The sequence below is a fragment of the Microvirga terrae genome (genome assembly GCF_013307435.2).
Taxonomy (GTDB): domain Bacteria; phylum Pseudomonadota; class Alphaproteobacteria; order Rhizobiales; family Beijerinckiaceae; genus Microvirga; species Microvirga terrae.
Window position 1 is genome coordinate 95,254 of the sequence record NZ_CP102845.1, and the last position, 20,185, is coordinate 115,438.

General features: G+C 66.5%; 14 protein-coding genes. 7 read left to right on the forward strand and 7 right to left on the reverse strand.

The window, feature by feature from the left end:
- Positions 1-71 precede the first annotated feature (71 nt).
- Positions 72-665 (forward strand): PRC-barrel domain-containing protein, encoded by a 594-nt coding sequence (locus HPT29_RS00445; protein WP_173947077.1) that lies wholly within the window; start codon positions 72-74, stop codon positions 663-665.
- A 51-nt stretch (positions 666-716) separates the two neighbouring features.
- On the opposite strand, the gene HPT29_RS00450 is transcribed toward HPT29_RS00445, so the two are convergent.
- Positions 717-1,085: a ComEA family DNA-binding protein gene (locus tag HPT29_RS00450; protein ID WP_173947076.1), complete on the reverse strand. Its 369-nt coding sequence runs from the start codon at positions 1,083-1,085 to the stop codon at positions 717-719.
- Positions 1,086-1,352: 267 nt separating this feature from the next.
- On the opposite strand from HPT29_RS00450, the gene HPT29_RS00455 reads away from it, so the two are divergent.
- Together HPT29_RS00455 and HPT29_RS00460 are read left to right on the forward strand one after the other, a co-directional pair.
- Complete coding sequence (locus HPT29_RS00455) at positions 1,353-2,567, forward strand: putative DNA modification/repair radical SAM protein (protein ID WP_173947075.1); 1,215 nt, start codon at positions 1,353-1,355, stop codon at positions 2,565-2,567.
- The gene (locus HPT29_RS00460; protein ID WP_173947074.1) at positions 2,564-4,120 is read left to right on the forward strand and encodes a UdgX family uracil-DNA binding protein; all 1,557 of its coding nucleotides are present in this window, start codon (positions 2,564-2,566) and stop codon (positions 4,118-4,120) included. The genes HPT29_RS00455 and HPT29_RS00460 overlap by 4 nt, the downstream gene beginning before the upstream one ends.
- 24 nt (positions 4,121-4,144) lie before the next feature.
- Here the strand turns inward: HPT29_RS00460 and HPT29_RS00465 are convergent, their stop codons facing one another.
- Positions 4,145-5,398: a cation:proton antiporter gene (locus HPT29_RS00465; RefSeq protein ID WP_173947073.1), complete on the reverse strand. Its 1,254-nt coding sequence runs from the start codon at positions 5,396-5,398 to the stop codon at positions 4,145-4,147.
- Between the two features lie 147 nt (positions 5,399-5,545).
- Here HPT29_RS00465 and HPT29_RS00470 point away from each other — a divergent pair, with 147 nt between their 5' ends.
- Complete coding sequence (locus HPT29_RS00470) at positions 5,546-7,672, forward strand: transglycosylase domain-containing protein (RefSeq protein WP_173947072.1); 2,127 nt, start codon at positions 5,546-5,548, stop codon at positions 7,670-7,672.
- 263 nt (positions 7,673-7,935) lie between these two features.
- The gene (locus HPT29_RS00475; RefSeq protein WP_173947071.1) at positions 7,936-11,712 is read left to right on the forward strand and encodes a beta strand repeat-containing protein; all 3,777 of its coding nucleotides are present in this window, start codon (positions 7,936-7,938) and stop codon (positions 11,710-11,712) included.
- A gap of 68 nt (positions 11,713-11,780) precedes the next feature.
- On the opposite strand, the gene HPT29_RS00480 is transcribed toward HPT29_RS00475, so the two are convergent.
- From HPT29_RS00480 to HPT29_RS00495, 4 genes are all read right to left on the reverse strand, one after another.
- Positions 11,781-12,977, reverse strand: a complete 1,197-nt coding sequence (locus HPT29_RS00480) for a multidrug effflux MFS transporter (RefSeq protein WP_173947070.1) — start codon at positions 12,975-12,977, stop codon at positions 11,781-11,783.
- Between the two features lie 180 nt (positions 12,978-13,157).
- Positions 13,158-14,843 (reverse strand): methyl-accepting chemotaxis protein, encoded by a 1,686-nt coding sequence (locus HPT29_RS00485; protein ID WP_173947069.1) that lies wholly within the window; start codon positions 14,841-14,843, stop codon positions 13,158-13,160.
- 340 nt (positions 14,844-15,183) lie between these two features.
- Complete coding sequence (locus tag HPT29_RS00490) at positions 15,184-15,927, reverse strand: M48 family metallopeptidase (RefSeq protein WP_173947068.1); 744 nt, start codon at positions 15,925-15,927, stop codon at positions 15,184-15,186.
- Between the two features lie 64 nt (positions 15,928-15,991).
- On the reverse strand, positions 15,992-17,266 hold the full coding sequence (locus tag HPT29_RS00495) for a polyhydroxyalkanoate depolymerase (protein WP_173947067.1): 1,275 nt from the start codon (positions 17,264-17,266) through the stop codon (positions 15,992-15,994).
- A gap of 230 nt (positions 17,267-17,496) precedes the next feature.
- Here HPT29_RS00495 and HPT29_RS00500 point away from each other — a divergent pair, with 230 nt between their 5' ends.
- Positions 17,497-18,852: an ActS/PrrB/RegB family redox-sensitive histidine kinase gene (locus HPT29_RS00500; protein ID WP_173947066.1), complete on the forward strand. Its 1,356-nt coding sequence runs from the start codon at positions 17,497-17,499 to the stop codon at positions 18,850-18,852.
- Between the two features lie 82 nt (positions 18,853-18,934).
- Entirely contained in the window at positions 18,935-19,492 is a 558-nt protein-coding gene (locus tag HPT29_RS00505) for an ActR/PrrA/RegA family redox response regulator transcription factor (RefSeq protein ID WP_173947065.1), read from the forward strand.
- Positions 19,493-19,529: 37 nt separating this feature from the next.
- Here the strand turns inward: HPT29_RS00505 and HPT29_RS00510 are convergent, their stop codons facing one another.
- A complete protein-coding gene (locus tag HPT29_RS00510; RefSeq protein ID WP_173947064.1) occupies positions 19,530-20,072 on the reverse strand; it encodes a DUF6790 family protein in 543 nt (180 codons plus the stop codon).
- Positions 20,073-20,185: the final 113 nt, after the last annotated feature.

Here is a 20,185-nt window from a genome sequence, read left to right on the forward strand (position 1 = left end):
GAACCAATCATCAACTTCGCCGTTGAGAGGGGAGAAGTGACTGTGCGTCACGGATAAATCAGGAGGAATTCATGGCTTCGAAGCATCTTGTGCTGGCGCTCCTCGGAACGGCCCTGGCATCGGCCCCGGCCCTTGCCCAGACCCAGCCGTCCAGCTCATCGGCAAGCCCGAGCGCCGCGGCATCGTCCATGTCCTCGGGCAACTGGATGACTCAGGAACAGCCGGGACAATGGCGCGCCTCCAAGCTTGAGGGCTTGGACGTCTACAACAACAACAACGAGAAGGTCGGCGACATCAGCGAGATTCTCGTGGATCAGAGCGGCAAGATCCAGGCTGTCGTCGTCGGCGTCGGCGGGTTCCTCGGCATGGGCGAACACGACGTGGCCGTCCCCTTCGACCAGATCAAGTTCGTCAACGAGCCGCGCGCCAATGCGACGGCCTCGAACACCACGACCAGAACGGCCGGCATGAGCGGCAACAACGCCGGTACAACGGCCGGCACGACCACGACCGCGCCGGCCACCACCGGTTCGACCGCGAGCTCCACCGCGTCGAACGCCAATGCGGCCAATGCCAACGCGAACCGGTCGGCTCCCGATCATGCCATGCTGGACATGACCAAGGACCAGCTGAAGGCTGCGCCGGAGTTCAAGTACAGCCGCTAAGTTCGGCCACAGAACGAGAAAGGGGCCCGGCGGGCCCCTTTTTTCGGCTGCTTACGATTTCTGGTGCGCGATGATCCGATCCTTGATCGCATCATAGGCGTTCTGCGGGATGATCTTCTTGTCCACGAGCTCGTTCTTGGCCCGGTAGGGACGTCCCTTGATGATGGCCTCCGCCCGGGCCTCGCCGATCTGGGGCAGCTTGTCGAGCTGATCCTTGGGCGCCGTATTGATGTCGATCAGGGCGCTCGTGGCGGCTGTCGTATTGGGCATCGGTTTCGCCGCGGCCGGCGCGGGGGCGGTCACCGGCGGCTTTGCCGCCGGGCCGGGAGAGGCGGCCCCGGGGGCGGCCGTCTGCGCGAGAACCGGAGAGGCAAGCAGGGATCCGAGAGCGACCAGCGCTCCGAGATGGGACAGACGCATCGTAACCTCCTCTGGCCGGATCCTTTCTGAAGACGTTCGGTCCGGCTTCATCAACCTACACAATCAACGCGGACCGGCGCCTGAACGATCCGTTTTCTGGGGTTCATGGTCCTGACGGGCCCGTGGCGGTCCGTTCCCGTCCACCGCTCCAGGCCGAGTTTCGGCGCACGGGCCCTCCGGCGATGCGACCTCCCGCCCCTCTCCTGGGTCTCGCCTTCCCGCCGCGACCGTGCTAGAACAAAACACGAACAATTCTGCTGGAAGACCATGGACGAGAAGCTTTCGAAGAAGCTGCGCATCCTGGCGGACGCGGCCAAATACGACGCCTCCTGCTCCTCCTCCGGTGCGCCCAAGCGCAAGGCGGACGCGGGAGGTCTCGGCTCGACCGAGGGGAGCGGCATCTGCCACGCCTACACGCCGGACGGGCGCTGCGTGTCGCTGCTCAAGATCCTGCTCACCAATTACTGCCTGTTCGACTGCGCCTATTGCGTGAACAGGCGCTCGTCGAACGTGAAGCGGGCGAAATTCTCCGTCGACGAGGTGGTGACGCTCACCATCGAGTTCTACAAGCGCAACTATATCGAGGGCCTGTTCCTGTCGTCGGGCATCATCCGCTCGCCCGACTACACCATGGAGCAGATGCTGCTCGTGGCCAAGAAGCTGCGGCGCGACCACGGCTTTCGCGGCTACATCCACCTGAAGACCATCCCCGAGGCGAGCCCCTGGCTCATCGAGGAGGCGGGCCTGTGGGCCGACCGCCTGTCGATCAACCTCGAGCTGCCGACGGAAAGGAGCCTGGAGCGCCTCGCGCCCGAGAAGGACGGCGCCTCCATCGAGACCGCCATGGCGCAGATGTTCGAGCGCATCGAGGAGGCCCGCGAGGAGCGCCGACACTTCTCGCCGGCGGGCCAGACCACCCAGATGATCGTCGGCGCGGACGAGACCACGGACGCGGACGTGCTGCGCACCTCGGCCAAGCTCTACGGCCATTACGACATGAAGCGCGTCTATTATTCCGCCTTCAGCCCGATTCCGGATTCGAGCGCCATCCTGCCGCTGAAATCGCCGCCGCTCATGCGCGAGAGCAGGCTGTACCAGGCCGATTGGCTGCTGCGCTATTACGGCTTCGACGTGGACGAGATCGCGTCCGGGGGCGAGAAGGGCATGCTCGACCTCGACGTGGATCCGAAGCTCGCCTGGGCGCTGAAGAACCGCCATCGCTTTCCCGTCGACGTGAACCGGGCCGACCGCGAGATGCTGCTGCGCGTGCCGGGCCTCGGCGCCCGGGCGGTCGACAAGATCGTGGTGGCCCGCAAGCACACGACCCTGCGCCTGGAGGATGTCGCCCGCCTTACCTCGGGTCTCAAGCGCGCCAAGCCGTTCCTCATCACGGCCGACCATCATCCGAAAGCCAGACTCGATACCCTCGACCTGCGCGAGCGGCTGATCGAGAAGCCGGAGCAGCTGAGCCTGTTCGGATGAGCCTGCACCGCATCACCCTCAAGGCTGGCGCCGACCTCGACGGCTTCCGCCGCGCGGTTCGCTGGCTCGTCGCCGAGGAGCTGGCGCCGCAGCACGTCGTCTTCGGGGCCGACGAGGCCCCGGCCCTGTTCGGCCAGGACGTCGCGGGCGATGCGCCGGCGATCTCGATCCCCAAGGGCGTGGCGCGGCTCATCGAACCCGTGGTCTGCCACACGGATCCGGAACGTTACGCCCTGCTCTACCAGCTCGTCTGGCGGGTGCTCAACGGCGAGCGCGACCTGCTGGAGATCGCCAGCGACCCCCTGGTCCACCGGATCGACCTGATGGCGCGCTCCGTGCGGCGCGACCTGCACAAGATGCACGCCTTCGTGCGCTTCCGGCGGATGGACGGCGGGGATCCTGCGCATCGTGCGGAGAAGTGGTCCCGGTTCTCCGCGCCCAACGATGCGCAGCTTGAGGAAAGAAGCATCGGATTGATCCCAAAAATGGAACCCACTTTTGGGTCCGATGCTGTAGAGCGCTTCGCCGCCTGGTTCGAACCCGAGCACTTCATTCTGGAGGCGGCCGCGCCCTTCTTCGTCGACCGCTTCCGCTCCATGGACTGGACGATTCTCACGCCCATCGGGTCCGTGCGGTGGGATCGCGCCGCGCTGACCTTCGGCCCGCTGGGGCAGCGCGAGGACGCGCCGGCCGAGGACAGCTTCGAGGAGGGCTGGCGCGGCTATTACGAGAGCGTGTTCAACCCGGCCCGGGTCAACCCGACCGCCATGCGGGCCGAGATGCCGAAGAAGTACTGGCGCAACATGCCCGAGACCGCGGCGATTCCCGGCCTGATCCAAACCGCCTCGCGGCGCGTTGAACGGATGATCGAACAGGAGGCCACGATGCCCACTAAACGCACCCCCGAGCGCGCTCTTGAGGCCATGTGGGATCAGGAGCCGAAGACCCTGGCGGAGCTCAACGCCATCATCGCCAAGGCGGGGCCGCTCGTGCCCGGCGCCACCCAGGCCGTGTTCGGCGAAGGACCGGCCCATGCGGAGATCGTCTTCGTCGGCGAGCAGCCGGGCGATCAGGAGGACCTGCAGGGACGTCCCTTCGTGGGACCCGCAGGCAAGCTCCTGGGCAAGGCTATGACGGAGGCCGGGATCGACCGCGAGCAGGCCTATCTCACCAACGCGGTGAAGCACTTCAAATTCGAGCAGCGAGGCCACCGGCGCATCCACGCCAAGCCCACGGCCGGCGAGGTCAAGCATTACCGGCCCTGGCTGATGAAGGAGCTTGAGCTGGTGAAGCCGAAGCTCGTGGTGGCGCTCGGCGCGACCGCCCTGCTGGCGCTCACCGGGAAGGCGACCCCGATCACCCGCTCGCGCGGACGGGCGCGGCTCGGGCCCTACGAGGGCTATGTCACCGTGCATCCCTCGTACCTGCTGCGCCTCCCCGACGAGGCGACGAAGCGGGAGGCCTATGAGGCGTTCCTGAACGATCTGCGCCGCATCCACGATCTCGCCCGGGCCGATCCGGAGACCGGCGAGCTGCCGCTGGCGGCCGAATAGCCCTCGCGGCGATCAGGGCCTGCCTTAGGCTCTCGCGGCCGTTCGCTGCGCGAGCTTGCGCCGCAGATCGAGCCGCCGCATGGTCGGCGTGACGGTGATGCCGTGGAGCACGATGGAGACCAGGATGATGAACCCGGCCGTGCTCCACAGAAGGTGACCGTCATCGAACCGCGCATGGCCCATGGCGTAGGCGAGGTAATAGACCGAGCCGATCCCGCGGATGCCGAAGAAGCTGATGGCAGCCCTTTCGCCCGCCGGTGGATCGGTGCCGACGAGTCCGATCCAGCCGGCGAGAGGACGGACGACGAACAGCGCCAGAAGGCCGAAGGCGGCGGCCTCCCATGTGAGCGCGTCGAACAGATCGCCTCCCGTCATCGCCCCGCCGAACAGGACGAGCAGCACCATCATCATGAGACGCTCGAGCTCCTCGGCGAAGTCGTGCAGCTTCTGATGATAGTCGTGCTCCGGCTCCGTGGCGCGCAGGGCCAGCGCCGCCACGAACACCGCGAGAAACCCGTAGCCCCGCACCATCTCGGTCAGGCCATAGGCCACGCAGGTGATGCCGAGCGCCACGAAGCCGGCTCCGGTCCGCGAGAGCTTGGCCCGGTTCGGCAGGTGAAAGGTGAGCCAGCCCAGCGCCCGTCCGACCCCGTATCCCATGCCGATGCCGGCCGCGATCTTCCACACCACCGCGTACGCGAACCACTCCGCGATGACCGTCGGGCCTGCCTCCTGCGTGAGCGCGATGGCGAGCAGCACGAACGGAAAGGCGAGGCCGTCGTTGAGCCCGGCCTCGGACGTGAGGGTGAAGCGCACCTCGTCCTCCTCCCGGTCCATCGGCGGGCCGACCTGCACGTCGCTCGCCAGCACCGGATCGGTGGGCGCCAGCGCCCCGGCCAGCAGCAGGGCCGCGGCCAGGCTCAGGCCCAGCATCTGCTGCCCCATCCAGGCGAGGCCCAGGATCGTCAGCGGCATGGCGATGCCGAGGAGCCGCCAGGTCAGCCGCCACCGCGTCCAGCCGAACGGACGGTCGATCTTCAGGCCGGCCCCCATGAGCGAGATGATGACCACGAATTCGCTGAGATGCTCCACGATGGCGAGCTCCTCGCCGGGGTGCGGCATGACGCCCGGGAGCTCGGGAAAGGCGAAGATCAGCGCTCCCAGTGCGACGCAGAAGATCGGCAGCGACAGGGGCAGCTCCTTGAGAACCATGGGGAGCCAGGCGGTGAGCAGCACCACCACCCCGAACCCTGCCAGCACGACGACGTAAGCATTCATCAGCCAGCGAACGCCGCCCGAACTCGGCAGTTCCGCTGCGGAAGCGTTAATCCCCGTTAACCGCCCCTTAAACCGCCACATTTAAGGTGCTCCAGAGCATGAAAGGCCGGACGATATACCGGTCATGTCGATGCGGGGTTTTTAGAGGTGGCGAACGGACGTGACCGGCGGGAGCCGGTCTTCGATGCGCCCGCCGGCGAAGCGGGTGGGCTGGACTTTCGCCTTTCGCCCGAGGATCGGGCAGGGGGAACGATGGCGCGCAGGCGGGCTTCTTCGAACGGCGGCGACGGGCCGCGCCGTCCCCCCAGGCCCAGGAAGGCGAAGCGCAAGAGCGGCCGCTCCTTCTTCAGCAAGCTCGTCTATGCCGGGCTCGTGCTGTGCCTCTGGGGGGTGATCGGCGTCGGCGGCGTGGTGGCCTATTACGCATCCCAGCTGCCGCCCATCGATCAGCTCACGGTGCCCAAGCGCCCGCCGAACATCGCCATCATGGCCAGCGACGGCTCGCTTCTCGCCAATCGCGGCGAGACCGGAGGCCGGACCGTCACGCTGAAGGAGCTGCCGCCCTACCTGCCCAAGGCCTTCGTGGCCATCGAGGACCGGCGCTTCTACGACCATTTCGGCATCGATCCGACCGGCATCGCCCGGGCGGTCTACCGCAACCTGGCTCACAAGGGCGGCCTGCAGGGAGGCTCGACCCTCACGCAGCAGCTTGCCAAGAACCTCTTCCTGACCCAGGAGCGCACCGCCTCGCGCAAGATCCAGGAAGCCATCCTGGCGCTCTGGCTGGAGCGCAACTACTCGAAGGACCAGATCCTCGAACTCTACCTCAACCGGGTCTATTTCGGCGCCGGCGCCTATGGGGTCGAGGCGGCCGCCCAGCGCTATTACGGCAAGTCGGCCCGCAACGTGTCGCTCTCGGAGGCGGCCGTTCTGGCGGGCCTCGTGCAGTCGCCATCGCGTCTCGCTCCCAACCGCAATCCCGAGCGCGCTCAGGCCCGCGCGGAGCTGGTGATCGCGGCCATGAACGAGCTCGGCTTCATCACGCCGGGCATGACCAAGACGGCCCTCGGCGCACCCGCCGAGCCGGTTCATGCGAACGGGGCTGGCTCGGCCAATTACGCGGCCGACTACGTGATGGACGTGCTCGACGACTTCGTCGGCAACGTGGAATCCGACATCGTGGTCTCGACCACCATCGAACCCTCCCTGCAGGCGACCGCCGAGCGCGTCCTGGTGGAGGAACTCGACGCCAAGGGCCAGAAATTCAACGTGAGCCAGGGCGCCTTCGTGGCCCTGCAGCCGGACGGCGCAGTCAAGGCCCTGGTGGGCGGCCGCAATTACGAGACGAGCCAGTTCAACCGGGCCACCACCGCGCGCCGGCAGCCGGGCTCGTCCTTCAAGCCCTTCGTCTACCTGACCGCCGTGGAGCGGGGCTATACGCCCGACATGGTTCTCGAGGACGGACCGGTCAATTTGGGCGGCTGGGCGCCCAAGAACTACGACCGCAAGTATCGCGGGCCGATCGCCCTGCGCGACGCGCTGGCCCTGTCCCTCAATACCATCGCGGTGAAGCTCAACATGGAGGTCGGGCCGAAGAACGTGGTGCAGACCGCCCAGCGGCTCGGGATCTCGTCGCCCCTGCAGGCCAACGGCTCCCTGGCGCTCGGCACCTCGGAGGTGACGCCGCTCGAGCTGGTGAGCGCCTATGCGGCCTTCGCCAACGGCGGCACCGGGGTCCTGCCCTACGTGATCTCGCAGGTGAAGACGACGGACGGCAAGCTGATCTACAAGCGCCCGGGCGCGGGCGGCCTGGGCCGCGTCATCGACGCCAGCGCGGTCGCGATGATGAACGAGATGATGCACAACACCTTCGTGGTCGGCACCGCCCGGTCGGCGCAGGTTCCCGGCTGGCCCATGGCGGGCAAGACCGGGACCACCGACGACTACAAGGATGCCTGGTTCGTGGGCTTCACGGGCAACCTCGTGGCAGGGGTCTGGCTCGGCAACGACGACGGCACGCTCACCAAGCGGGTCAGCGGCGGCAACCTGCCGAGCGAGGTCTGGCACAATTTCATGAAGGTCGCCCTGAAGGACAAGCAGCCCGTGCCGCTTCCGGGCAGCGAGCGGTTCCGGGACGACGTGCCGGTGGCGAATGGCGGGTCCGATTCGCGCTACGCCAATGCGGGAACCGGCGACAATGCCTGGATCCAGCCCGCCCCGCAGCGACGCGCCAGCCGCGAGAAGAACTTCTTCGAGAAGCTGTTCGGGCTGTGAGCTGGATTCCGTCCGGGTCCTGTCCTTGCGACAGGTGCGGGACCGCCGTGTCGCAGCCTCGGGTTGCAGAATTTGAGGAAAGTTTTATCTGCGGTTGAAGAAATTGGCATTGTTGCAAGGGCATCGTGTGTTTTTGCCGCACCTTCCCTCTTTGTCCAAGGAGCTAGCACACCGGATGGTTTAGATATGATCCATCGTTGCATCGGTCATAATCCGCATCGCTTGAAGCGGATCGACGGCACCATCGACGAGAGGAACGGATCATGACGACATCCATCCAAAGCACCGGGATCCTGCCTGCCGCTCTGGTGCCGGACGCAGCCCCGAGCAACCTAGCGGCCAACTCAGTCATTCAAGGGAATGCCGACGACAACGAGCTCGGCAGCCCGGACACCCCGACATCGGTCACGATCAACGGCGCCGAGGGCTACGATACGCTCTGGGGCGGAATGGCCGGCGACGAGCTCCATGGCGATGTCGACAACGATCTGCTGATCGGCGGGGCCGGGAACGACACTCTCGACGGCGGCATCGACTGGGATACCCTCTCCTACCGGGAGGAGACGGGCGGCGCGGGCATCGTTCTCAATCTGAGCGATTCGGCCTGGACGTATGGGGGCACGACCTACGCGTCGCTCACCGGCAGGGACATGTGGGGCGATCTCGACACCCTGCTGAATTTCGAGGAGGTCTACGGATCGACCGCCGGCGACGTGATCTACGCCGGCAATTCCCTGCAGGGCTGGTACCTCGATGGCAACGAGGGCGACGATACGCTGACCGGCGGCGGCAACGACGACACGCTCATCGGCGGCGCGGGCAACGACACGCTCGTCAACGGAAGCGTCATCTATGTCGGCACCGATGCCATCAATGCCGATCTCACCGCGGGTCGCGCCAGCGGCCAGGGCCAGGACATCTTGTCCGGGGTGACGTTTCTGATGGGCGGCGAAGGCAACGACACCATCCGCGGCGCTACGCTCGCCTCCACCATCGACGGCGGCTTCGGCGACGACATCCTCTACACGGGTGGGTCGACCTATATCGACGCGAGCTTGGGCGCCGACACGGTCCATGGAGCCATCGCGTCCACGACGGTCGCGCGCGCGTCAAACGACAGGATCAAGGTCAACGCAAGCACCGTGCTCACCTACGAGGATCTCACGCGCCCGGCCGCGGCGGTCAAGGCTGATCTGGGGAACGGCTGGGTCGACGAATATGACGGCAGCGTCCGGTACGCGACGGACAAGCTGTTCGGAAGCTTGAGAAAGTTCATCGGGTCGAGCGGGAACGACACGATCTTCGGCAGCGCTTCCAACAACACGATCGTCGGAGGCGACGGCAACGATTATATCCTCGGTTTCGGCGGAAATGACTCCCTTGTGGGCGGCGACGGAAACGATACGCTCTCGGGGAGCAACAGCTACCGCGACACGCTCGTCGGTGGACTTGGCAACGATCATTACGTGACCGGCGACAGCGACGACGTGCTCGTCGATGCCGGCGGCATCGACACGATCGAAACCTATCTCTCCAGCTACACGCTCCAAGCCGGTTTCGAAAACCTGATCAATACGGCCTCGAGCGCCGGAACCCTGGTCGGCAACGCGGCCGACAACAAGCTGACCAGCGGCGGCGGAAACGATACGCTCGACGGCGGCGCCGGCAGCGACACCATGACGGGCGGCGCCGGCAACGACGTCTATTACATCCGCGATCTCGGCGATCTGGCGGTCGAGCTCAACGGCACGACGGGCGGCGACGACACGGTCATCATCTCGGTTCGCAACTACGACGGCACCAAGCTCGCCAATATCGAGCACATCCGGTTCGTGGGCGAGGGCAGCATCGCGGGCACCAACACGGCGCCCGTGATCGGCGGGCTTGCCTCCCCGTTGAGCCTGACCATCGCCGACAACGAGACCGTCAGCCCCTTCACGTCCGTCACGATCACGGATTCGGACAGCGCCAGCGTCACGGCCGTCGTGAGCCTGAACAACAGTTACGGCGCGCTGACGAATTTCGGCATCGGCACCTATGATGCCCAGGAGCGGCGCTACACGGTCACCGGCACGGCCGAGCAGGTCCAGAACGCCCTGCGTGGCCTCGTCTACGATCCCTTCGACCGACCGAGCGATTCTGCCGGAAACGGCCTGACGACGACCTTCACCATCACGCTCACCGACGTGGAAGGCGCATCCGCCACCCCCAACGCAAACGTCTCCGTGACGAGCGTGACGGCCAACCGGGCTCCGACGATTTCGTTCATGCCGCAGACCTTCACGATGGCCGACACGGAGAACACGGACCTCGTGGCGCCGTTCACGCTTCTCGCCGTGAACGAACCGAATGCCGGCGACGTGCTGACCGTGAGCATCCGGCTCGACGACGCCGGGAAGGGCGCGCTGGTCCCGGTCCAGGGCGGCGCCTACGATGCCGCCACGGGCACGTTCACGGTCATCGGCTCCCTCGCGCAGGTGCGGGCGGCCGTTACCGCGCTCCTGTTCAATCCGACCGACCGTCCCCTGGCGGAGAGCGGCTCCGTCGAGACGACCACGTTCTCGATCACGGTCACCGATGCACGCGGCGCGACGGCCTCGGCGGCCAGCGTCGCCACGGTGAATTCCGTCGCGATCGGGTATGTCAACCATGCTCCGACCGCGCCGGTTCTGTCGAACGGCGACATCTCCGACAGGCTGACCACCGACCTGACCGTCGGATCCCTCACGGCGACCGATCAGGACGGCGATGCCCTGACCATCACGTTCGACTGGGCCCAGCCCTATTCGTCGGGCCTCATCAGCGCCGACGGCTGCTTCAAGATCGTCGACGGCACCGTGGTGGTCAACAATCCGTCGCTCGTTCAGGTCGATGGCAACCAGACCTTCACCTACGCGGTCACGGCCACGGACGGGCACGGCGGCACCACCTCGAGCACGATCGCGATCCATGTGGCGGACGTGAACCACGGCCCGACGGCGCCCGTTCTCGCCGGCGGCACGATCTCCGAGACGTCGGCCGCCCACACGGTCGCCGGCACGCTCTCCTCGACCGATGCCGACAACGATCCGATCGCCTACGCCTTCACGAATCCGCTCAGCGGAACGGATGGGCGCGTCAGCGCCGACGGCCGCTTCGAAATCGTGAACGGCACCATTCAGGTCAGGGATCCGGCGCTCATCCAGGTGAGCGGCGACACCACCTTCAGCTACGGCATCGTCGCGTCGGACGGCTATGGCGGAAAGGTTTCGAGCGCCATCGCCATCAAGGTGACGGATGCGAACCCGGCTCCTGCCGACATCCTTTTGTCCGGCACCGCGGTCGTCGAACACAGCGCCATCGGCCAGACCATCGGCACCCTGTCGTCGACCCTTCCGGGCCAGGGCCAGCGCACGTACACCCTGCTCAACGACGGTGGCGGTCGCGTGGAGCTGGTCGACAACCAGCTGCGCGTCAAGAACAACACCAAGATCGATTACGAGCAGCTCACCTCCTTCAAGGTCACCGTCTCGGTCACCGACGGATCCGTCAGGAAGGTCAAGGACTTCACGATCAAGATCGTGGACGTCAATCCCGAGACGGTGAACGGGACCGACGGCTCCGACCTGATCAGGGGCGGCAGTGGCGCCGACACGATCTCGGGCGGAGCTGGGAACGACACCTTAAGCGGCGGCGCCGGGAAGGACGTCCTCATGGGCGGCAAGGGAGCCGACATCTTCCTGTTCGAGCGCAGCACGCCGGGCACGGCTGGACCGGACCTGATCCAGGACTTCAAGGTCGCGGAGTACGATCGCGTCTATCTGTCCCTGAGCAGCTTCACGGGGTTCAAGTCGTCCGATCTCGGCCGCCTGAAGGCGAGCGACTTCGTCCTGGGCACAAAGGCCCTGGGGAAAGAGGACCGGATCATCTACGACCAAGCCAAAGGCGAGCTCTATTACGACTCCGATGGTACGGGCGGCGCCGGTCAGATCCACATCGCCACCTTCACCAATGCGGGCACCAAGCCGGCTCTCACTTATGCCAGCTTCTTCATTGTCTGAGAGAGGCTCTCACCCGTAGGAATCCGGGGCGGCTTCCCAGCGGCGGCGCCCCGGCGGCGAAAGGACCATCAGGCGGGCTTGTCCCGACGGGCCCGTCCCGAGGCCAGGAACAGGGCGAGGGCCAGCACGCCCGTGGTGGCGATGGTGGCCGGCAGGGGAAGCGCGGAGGCGTCGAGATTGCGGCCGAGGAGAATGCCCACGACGGCCGCGAAGGTCATCTGGCAGATGCCGAGCAGGGACGAGGCCGCGCCGGCCCGATCCGGAAAGGGCATCAGCGCCGAGGCCATGGATTGCGGCATGGTGAGGCCGACGCCCACCCCATAGATCGCCATGGGGGCGCTGATGCCCAGCGATGACGGCACTCCCGCCAGCACCAGGGCCAGCATAGTGAGGCCGCCGAGCGCGAGGCACGTCACCCCGATCCGGATGGTGCCGTCGAGCCCGTACCGTCCGACGAGATGTTGCGCCAGGGAGGTGCCGGTCATGAAGCCCGCCACCACGAAGGTGAACGAGAACGCGAAGGACAATTCGTCGAGCCCGTAGATTTTCTGCAGCACGAAGGACGAGCCGGAGATGAACGCAAAGAGCCCGCCATAGGTGAGCATGGACAGGCCCACATAGGTCCGGTAACCGGCATGGCCGAGCAGGAGCCTGAAGCCGCGCAGGATCGCCGGAAACGAGATCGGCACATCGGATTTCCGGCGGATGCTTTCGGGCATGCGCCAGAGGATGATGGCCGCGAGCGCGATGCCGCACAGGATCATGGTGCCGAAGGTCACGCGCCAGCCGGTGAAGCGTTCGATGACGCCGCCGAGAACGGGCGCCGCCGCCGGCACCACGCCCATGATCGTGCCCATGCGCGACAATTCGCGGCCCGCGCGCGGGCCCTCGTAGAAATCGCGCACGATGGCGCGCCCGAGCACGATGGGACCCGAGGCGCCGAGCGCCTGCAGGAAGCGCGCGGCGATCAGGGTCTCGATGTTGGGCGAGAGCGCGCAGATCAGGCTCGCCAGGGTGAAGAGCCCGAGCCCGAAGAGCAGCACGGGCTTGCGTCCGATGCGGTCGGACACCGGCCCGTAGAAGAACTGCCCGGCCGCGAAGCCGAGGAGGAAGGCCGACAGGGTGAGCTGCGTCTGCCCGGTCGTGGCGTGAAGGCCCGCGGCGATCGCGGGGAGCGACGGCAGATACATGTCCGTCGACAGGGGGCCGAGTGCGGTGAGCAGGGCCAGGACGACGGTGAGGGCCAGCGTATCGGGTTTGAGCATGAAACGGTTTCGTCGGTGACAGGCACGCCCGGTTAAGCCCGAATCGGCGTGCCTGTCATCTGATTTGGCGGCCCTGAAGCCTCGGACCCGACAGTGGCGTTGCACTTTTGGGATCCATCGGATGCTTTCGTCTTGAATGAGAGCATCGGTCAGAACGGACCCGAGGGGCCGTCCGGTGCTCTAGGCCGCCCGGACGGTCGCCAGGAAGCCGTTGACCTGATTGCGCAGGTGCTCGGCCTGGCCCACGAGGGCCGAGGAGGATGTCAGCACCTGATGAGCGGCAACCTCGGTTTCCTCGGCCACCTGGGCCACCCGGCCGATATTGGCCGTCACCTCGCCCGTCCCCGCCGAAGCCTGGTTGACCGAGGCGACGATCTCCCGGGTGGCGGCGCCCTGCTGGTCCACCGCCACGGCGATGCTGCTGGACACGTCGCTCATGGCCTGGATGCGCTGGGTGATGCCGCCGATCGCCTCCACGGCCTTGGAGGTCGAGGTCTGGATCGCGGCGATCTGGCTCGAGATGTCGGCCGTGGCCTTCGAGGTCTGGTCGGCGAGCGACTTCACCTCGGTGGCCACCACGGCGAAGCCGCGGCCGGCCTCGCCGGCCCGCGCCGCCTCGATGGTGGCGTTCAATGCCAGCAGGTTGGTCTGGCCCGCGATGGCCGAGATCATGTCGATGACCGCCCCGACCCGGTCGGCGGCGGCGCTCAGCTGCGAGACGATCTCGGTCGTCAGAGTCGCGGCCTGCACGGCCTCGCGCGACATGACGGCCGATTGCTCGACCTGGCGGCTGATCTCTCCCACGGAGGCGCCGAGCTCTTCGGTGGCGCTCGACATGGCGAGCACGTTGGCCGAGGTCTGTTCGGCGGCGGCCGCCACGGCCGTGGAGCGCGAGGACGTGGCCTGGGCGGAATTCGTCAGCTGCTCGGCCGTGGCCTGCATGCGGCTGGCCGCCATGGACACCGACGTGATGATCTCGCCGACGGCGCCGTCGAAGGTTTCGGCGAGTTCGGTCATCATCCGCTTGCGCTGGACCTCGGAGGCTTCGCGGGCCTGGATGGCTTCGAGCTCCAGGGCCTTGTTGCGGACCATGCGGTCCTTGAAGACCTGCACGGTCTCGATCATCTGGCCGATGTCGCGGCTGCGATTGCCGGCAGGCAGCTCGACCGCGAGGTCGTCGTCGGCCAGACGGCGCATGACCGAGGTCAGGCTGCGCAGGGGCGCCACGATGCTGACCTTCGTCATCAGCAGGCTGATCAGCACGCCGAGCGCGATGCCGGCGGCCGCGACGCCGATCTGGAGCCGGATCGCGCGATTGGCGCTGTCCTCGGCGGCCGCGCGCATGTCGGCGAGCTTCTTGGCCGTGTAGGTGCTGTAGGCCTTCACCGTGTCGGTGACGCTGCGCTGCGACGCGAGCCCCTTGTCCACCTCGGCGTTCATGACGGCCGCATCGGCGCCCTTGCCGGAGGCCGCCACCGTGATCATGGCCCTGATGACGTCGAAATAGGCGTTCAGGGAGCCCCGCATCTGGTCGAGCAGGACCTTCTCCTGGGAATCCGCCACGGCCTCGAGCGTCTTGAACCGCCCCAGCATCTCCTTCGTGCGGCGCTCGGCTTCGGTGCCGAAGTCGGAGGCCTTGGTCGGCTGCTGGGCGACCTGGTAGGTCATGCGACTGATGGCGATGATGTCGACGCGCAGGTCCATGGCTTCGCGCGCCGCCTCCTCGCGCAGGCCGACGATCTCCATCGCGTCCTTGAGCCTGGAGGTCTCGCGCCAGCCGACCACGGCGATCACCGCCGCGACGAGGCCCATGAGGGAGACGACCGCAATCACCTTCTGCGGGATCGAGAAATTTTTCAGTGCCATTGGAATCTTGCCCCTGCAGACCGGCCGCGTGTCCGGCTCTCGAGGAAGCGGCCGGATCGACGAAGGTCAGGTCTATTGCCCTAACGGCATGTCTGCGGGGCAGCGGTTAAGAAACCGATAAATTGTCCAATGGAAACAAGTGAGATTGGGCAGGCGCGCCCCTTCCCCGCCTTATCCGACCGGAATGACGTCCGCCCGTCATGGCCGGGCTTGTCCCGGCCATCCCGATTGCTTTGAGCGCGACGCCTCTCGGATCGGGATCACCGGCACAAGGCGGTGATGACGTCGAGTGCGTAAAGTTCTTGTCCTTGCGGGAAGCGGGATGATCCAGCGGCAGCCCTCACCCGATCCGGTGCAGGGCGCTGCCATAGGTCTTGAGCCATTCCTCCGCCTCGTCCGTGCGCGGGCAGAGCTGGTGCGTGAGCTTCCAGAACCGGCTGGAATGGTTGAGCTCGCGCAGGTGCGCCACCTCGTGGGCGGCCAGGTAGTCGAGCACGAAGGGCGGAGCCATGATCAGCCGCCAGGAGAAGTTGAGCGCTCCGTTGGCCGAGCAGGAGCCCCAGCGGCTCTTGGTGTCGCGCACGGTGATGCGCTTGGCCGGCTGCCCGAGCTGGGCCGTATGCTTCTTCACGGCGGCGGCGAAGTCCTTCCTGGCCTCAGCCTCGAGAAAGTCCCGCACCCGCCGGGCCACATGGGCGGCCTCGCAGGCGACCGCGATGACGGGCTCGCCGGTGGCGCTTCGGGCGGCCTGGGTCACCCCGCGTATCGCCGACCAGTGAACGATCCGGTGGGGAACACCGCGAAAAGGCACGAGGGCGCCCGGCTCGAAGAGCACCCGCTCCGGCACCTTGGCGAGCCGCGTGGCGATCCACTGGCTGTGGCTGTCGGCGAATTTCTGGGCGAGCCCCACATCCGTGCGCTCGGGGATGCTGAGCACGACCTCGCCGGTCGCGTTGGAGACGCGCAGCGTGATCCGCTTGGCGGTCGGACGGCGTTTGAGGGCCACCTTGAAGGTCTGGCCCTCGTGGACGACTTTGAGATGGGGCGGGTCCGCAGGAACGCGGCGGAACAGGGCGGATTTCATATCCGCAATCTGCCCTGTCAGGCTGATTCTGTCAGCGCAGCCGTTTGCCGCTCCTAAGAACGTATCAAGAACGGACTGATGCCCTTGACGGCTTCGTCCGGGCTGGTTCTCGGCTGTGATTCTCAATGAATTCAACGATTCGAGGAGCGATCTGAGCCCTGAAACGAGAACCGTTGAAGACGCCATAGTGACCGACCCCGGCCTGGAGGTGATAGAGCTTCTTGTCGGAGGGAAGGTTGGGGGTCAAGTCCAGGGCCGCGAGCGTCTGGCCCACGCCCGAGATGTCGTCCCGCTCGCCCTCGACCGCCATGATGGCGCAGCGCCGGATGGCCATGAGGTCCACCGGCTGGCCCCGGTGCATCATCTCGCCCTTGGGCAGATCGTGGTTCACGAACACCGTCTCGACCGTCTGCAGGTAGAACTCGGCGGTCAGGTCCATGACGGCGAGGTACTCGTCATAGAAGTCCCGGTGCTTCTCGGCCGAATCACCGTCGCCCTCCACGAGATGGTTGAACATCTCGTAATGGGCCGTGAGATGCCGGTCGATGTTCATGGCCATGAAGCCGGACAGCTGCAGGAAGCCCGGGTAGACGTCGCGCCAGAAGCCCGGGTGGGACGGGGGCACCTTGGTGATGCAGTGCTGGCGGAACCAGTCGATGCCGCGCTCCTCGGCCAGCCGGTTCACGGCGGTGGGCGAGCGGCGGGTGTCGATGGGCCCGCCCATGAGGATCATGGCCCGCGGGACGAGGGGATCGTGCTCGGCCTCGAGGCGGGCGACCGCCGCGATGACGGGCACGGCCGGCTGGCACACGGCCATCACGCTCAAGTTCGGGCCGAGGTCCCGGAACATGGTCTTGAGATAGTCGATGTAATCGTCGAGATCGAACCGGCCCTCGGCCAGGGGCACCATGCTGGCGTCGGCCCAGTCGGTGATCATCACCTGGTGGGTCGGCAGGAAGGTTTCGACCGTGCCGCGCAGCAGCGTGGCGTAGTGGCCCGACATGGGCGCCACGATCAGGAGTTTCGGCTGGTCCTCGGCCCGGTCGTGATCCCGCTCGAAGGAGATGACGCGGCAGAAGGGGTGTTCCCAGACGATCCGTTCGGTGACCGCCACCTCCTCGTTGCCGATCACCGTGGTGGGCAGGTCGAAGGCGGGCTTCCCGTAGCGCCGGGTGGTGCGCTCGAACAATTCGCAGGCTGCCGAAACGGTCCGGCCGTAGGGCGTGTTCGTGAGGGGATTGTCGGGGTTCTCGAAAAAGTGCTTGGTGATATCGGAAGCTGCGCGAGCCGGACTCAAAAGCCAATGCGCGGTATCGTACCATACATAGGAAAAATTCATCTAAGTGTCCCCAAAGGCCGGGTGCCTGGTTCTCGCATCATGCGGTAGGCTTTATCCTCAACCGTAATTTTAAGATTAAAGTTCCTTCAGATTCTTGCAACAGACTAGCTCTGCCTCTGCGAAAACGAACTACATACTTTGGTTTCAGACCACTGCCGAAGTCCTCGATAGGAAAATAGGCCAAAGGCGGATGCTTGGCGAACGATCAGGGGACCCTATTCTGTTCGGGGATGTCCAAGATCGACCAGAAGAGTCTGACCCACCACGCCCGGCACCTGCGCCTCGACACCCTCGTTCGCCTGCGCTGGCTCGCCATCGCGGGTCAGGCGGCCGCCGTCGCCGGGGTCCGGTTCGGGCTCGGCTTCCCCCTGCCCTTCGCCCTCTGCTTCCTGGTCATCAGCGCGTCGGTCTGGGTCAACCTGCTCCTGCGGATCCAGTACCCGGCGAGCCACCGGCTCAGCGACAACATCGCCACGGCGCTCCTCGCCTTCGACATCCTGCAGCTGGCGGGGCTTCTCTATCTGACGGGCGGGCTCGAGAATCCCTTCGCCATGCTGTTCCTGGCGCCCGTGCTCATCTCGGCCACGGCCCTGACCCCGGAGCGGACCCTGGGGCTCGGCCTTCTCGCCATCGGCTGCGCGACGCTTCTGGTGCTCGCCCACAAGCCCCTGCCCTGGTCTCCCGCACAGAGCTTCACGCTTCCCTTCCTCTATGTCACGGGGATCTGGGCGGCGATCGTGCTCGGCACGGCCTTCACGGGCATCTATGCCTGGCGCGTCGCCGAGGAGGCCCGGCAGCTCGCCCAGGCGCTCGCCGCCACGGAGCTTGTCCTCGCCCGCGAGCAGCACCTGTCCCAGCTCGACGGCCTCGCGGCCGCGGCGGCCCACGAGCTCGGCACCCCGCTGGCCACCATCGCCCTGGTGACCAAGGAGCTGAGCCATGCCATGCCCAAGGACGGCCCGGTGGGCGAGGACCTGCGGCTCCTGCAGGAGCAGGTGGAGCGCTGCCGCACCATCCTGACCAAGCTCACCTCCATGGGTCAGGAGGAGGAATCGGAATTTCTGGAGACCATCTCCCTGAGCCATCTGGTGGAGGAGATCGTCGAGCCGCAGCGCGCCGTCGGCTTCGACGTGCAGGTCGAGACGCGGGGCGAAGGGCCGGAGCCCATGGGACGGCGGAATCCCGGGGTCGTCTACGGCCTGTCCAACATTCTCGACAACGCCACGGACTTCGCGGAAAGCCGGGTGACGATCGAGGCGTTCTGGTCCCCTCACGAGGTTTTCATCGAGATCCGGGATGACGGCCCGGGTTACGCTCCCGATATCCTGCTCAGGGTGGGCGAGCCCTACGTGACCACCCGCAGCGCCGCCGAGCGGACGGAGGACAGCGAGGAGGGCGGTGGCCTGGGGCTCGGCCTGTTCATCGCCAAGACCCTCATCGAGCGCTCGGGGGCGGAACTGACCCTGACGAACACCGCGCCGCCGGCCTCCGGGGCCATCGCACGGATCGTTTGGCCCCGTCATGCGTTTGAACGAGGTGCGGCAATTTCGCCGCAGGGAGAGTCCACGCTGTCCCTCAAAGGTTAGGGGAAGAATTCCCATATGAGAGAGGAGCCGGACAGGCTCGCTCATGAGGGAGTTTCAGCCCACCATGCAAGGAGATGTTCTGATGGCCGATGCGCCTGCCGCGTTCGAAGATCGCGCCGACAAGAGCCTCTTGATCGTCGACGACGACCGGCCATTCTCGACCCGTCTCGCCCGCGCCATGGAAGGCCGCGGCTATCAGGTTCGCGTGGCCGAAAGCGTGACGGACGGCCTCGCGGCGATCGAAAATGAACCGCCGGCCTTCGCGGTGATCGACATGCGCCTGGGCGACGGCAACGGGCTCGACGTGATCGAGCGCCTGAAGAGCCGCCGCCCCGACGCGCGCGGCGTGATCCTCACCGGTTACGGCAATATCGCGACGGCCGTCACGGCGGTGAAGATGGGCGCCTTCGACTATCTGGCGAAGCCCGCCGATGCGGACGAGATCCACGCCGCGCTCATGGCCCAGCCGGGCGAACGCGCCCTGCCGCCGGAAAACCCCATGTCGGCCGACCGGGTGCGCTGGGAGCACATCCAGCGCGTCTACGAGCTCTGCGGCCGCAACGTCTCGGAAACCGCGCGCCGCCTCAACATGCACCGCCGAACCCTGCAGCGGATCCTCGCCAAGCGCGCGCCCCGCTGAGTCCCGGAGCGTCAGGCCCTCGACCATGTGCCGGTGTTCAGCGCGAGAACGCGCCTGACGGCTCCCGCGCGACGGGGCGCGGATCCTCGCGGTACCGCGTCCGGAGCAGAACGAGCCCGAAGACCGGCAGCAGAACGTCCGTGTAGAAGATCACGCCCGCATTGCCGGGCGCGAAGTTGTGCGCCTCCACCATCTGCTGCACGTGGCCGGCCGCCGCCCCCCACAGGAAGCAGGCCGGACCCACGAGGGCGGCGACGCGCAGGCCGCTCCCTCCCTTGAACGCCATGAATCCCACGACGGAGAAGCCGAGGCTGGCAAAGCCCACCTCCTTCTGGAATGGACTGGCCTGCCAGCCGATGAAGGCGGCCGCCATCTCCGAGAAGAAGACGTGCATGACGAAATTGTACAGGAAGCTCACGCCGAGCGAGAAGAACAGGAACCAGGACAGGAGCGCCTCGACCACCGTGGCGCGGGTCCAGGGACACGGGCCGCGCAGCAGGGCGATGAGCGATGCGGCCAGCCCCACGGCGAAGAGCGTGAGGGTGAAGTTGCTGAGCAGAAACCGGATGGCCTGTTCCATGATCGCCCCCACGACCGGAGGATTCGGTCACGGGCGGGACTGTGACGCTCGGCGACCGGGCATGCAACCGCTCTCAAAACGGACTTGCACAGGAAACGCGTGAAGCGAACGCG

Bases quoted from the DNA above. Each gene is read 5' to 3' on its own strand.
- HPT29_RS00460 (WP_173947074.1), top strand. From the start codon at position 2,564: ATGAGCCTGCACCGCATCACCCTCAAGGCTGGCGCCGACCTCGACGGC.
- HPT29_RS00490 (WP_173947068.1), bottom strand. From the start codon at position 15,927: ATGAAATCCGCCCTGTTCCGCCGCGTTCCTGCGGACCCGCCCCATCTC.
- HPT29_RS00480 (WP_173947070.1), bottom strand. From the start codon at position 12,977: ATGCTCAAACCCGATACGCTGGCCCTCACCGTCGTCCTGGCCCTGCTC.
- HPT29_RS00505 (WP_173947065.1), top strand. From the start codon at position 18,935: ATGGCCGATGCGCCTGCCGCGTTCGAAGATCGCGCCGACAAGAGCCTC.
- HPT29_RS00465 (WP_173947073.1), bottom strand. From the start codon at position 5,398: ATGAATGCTTACGTCGTCGTGCTGGCAGGGTTCGGGGTGGTGGTGCTG.
- HPT29_RS00450 (WP_173947076.1), bottom strand. From the start codon at position 1,085: ATGCGTCTGTCCCATCTCGGAGCGCTGGTCGCTCTCGGATCCCTGCTT.
- HPT29_RS00500 (WP_173947066.1), top strand. From the start codon at position 17,497: ATGTCCAAGATCGACCAGAAGAGTCTGACCCACCACGCCCGGCACCTG.
- HPT29_RS00455 (WP_173947075.1), top strand. From the start codon at position 1,353: ATGGACGAGAAGCTTTCGAAGAAGCTGCGCATCCTGGCGGACGCGGCC.
- HPT29_RS00445 (WP_173947077.1), top strand. From the start codon at position 72: ATGGCTTCGAAGCATCTTGTGCTGGCGCTCCTCGGAACGGCCCTGGCA.
- HPT29_RS00475 (WP_173947071.1), top strand. From the start codon at position 7,936: ATGACGACATCCATCCAAAGCACCGGGATCCTGCCTGCCGCTCTGGTG.
- HPT29_RS00485 (WP_173947069.1), bottom strand. From the start codon at position 14,843: ATGGCACTGAAAAATTTCTCGATCCCGCAGAAGGTGATTGCGGTCGTC.
- HPT29_RS00510 (WP_173947064.1), bottom strand. From the start codon at position 20,072: ATGGAACAGGCCATCCGGTTTCTGCTCAGCAACTTCACCCTCACGCTC.
- HPT29_RS00495 (WP_173947067.1), bottom strand. From the start codon at position 17,266: ATGAATTTTTCCTATGTATGGTACGATACCGCGCATTGGCTTTTGAGT.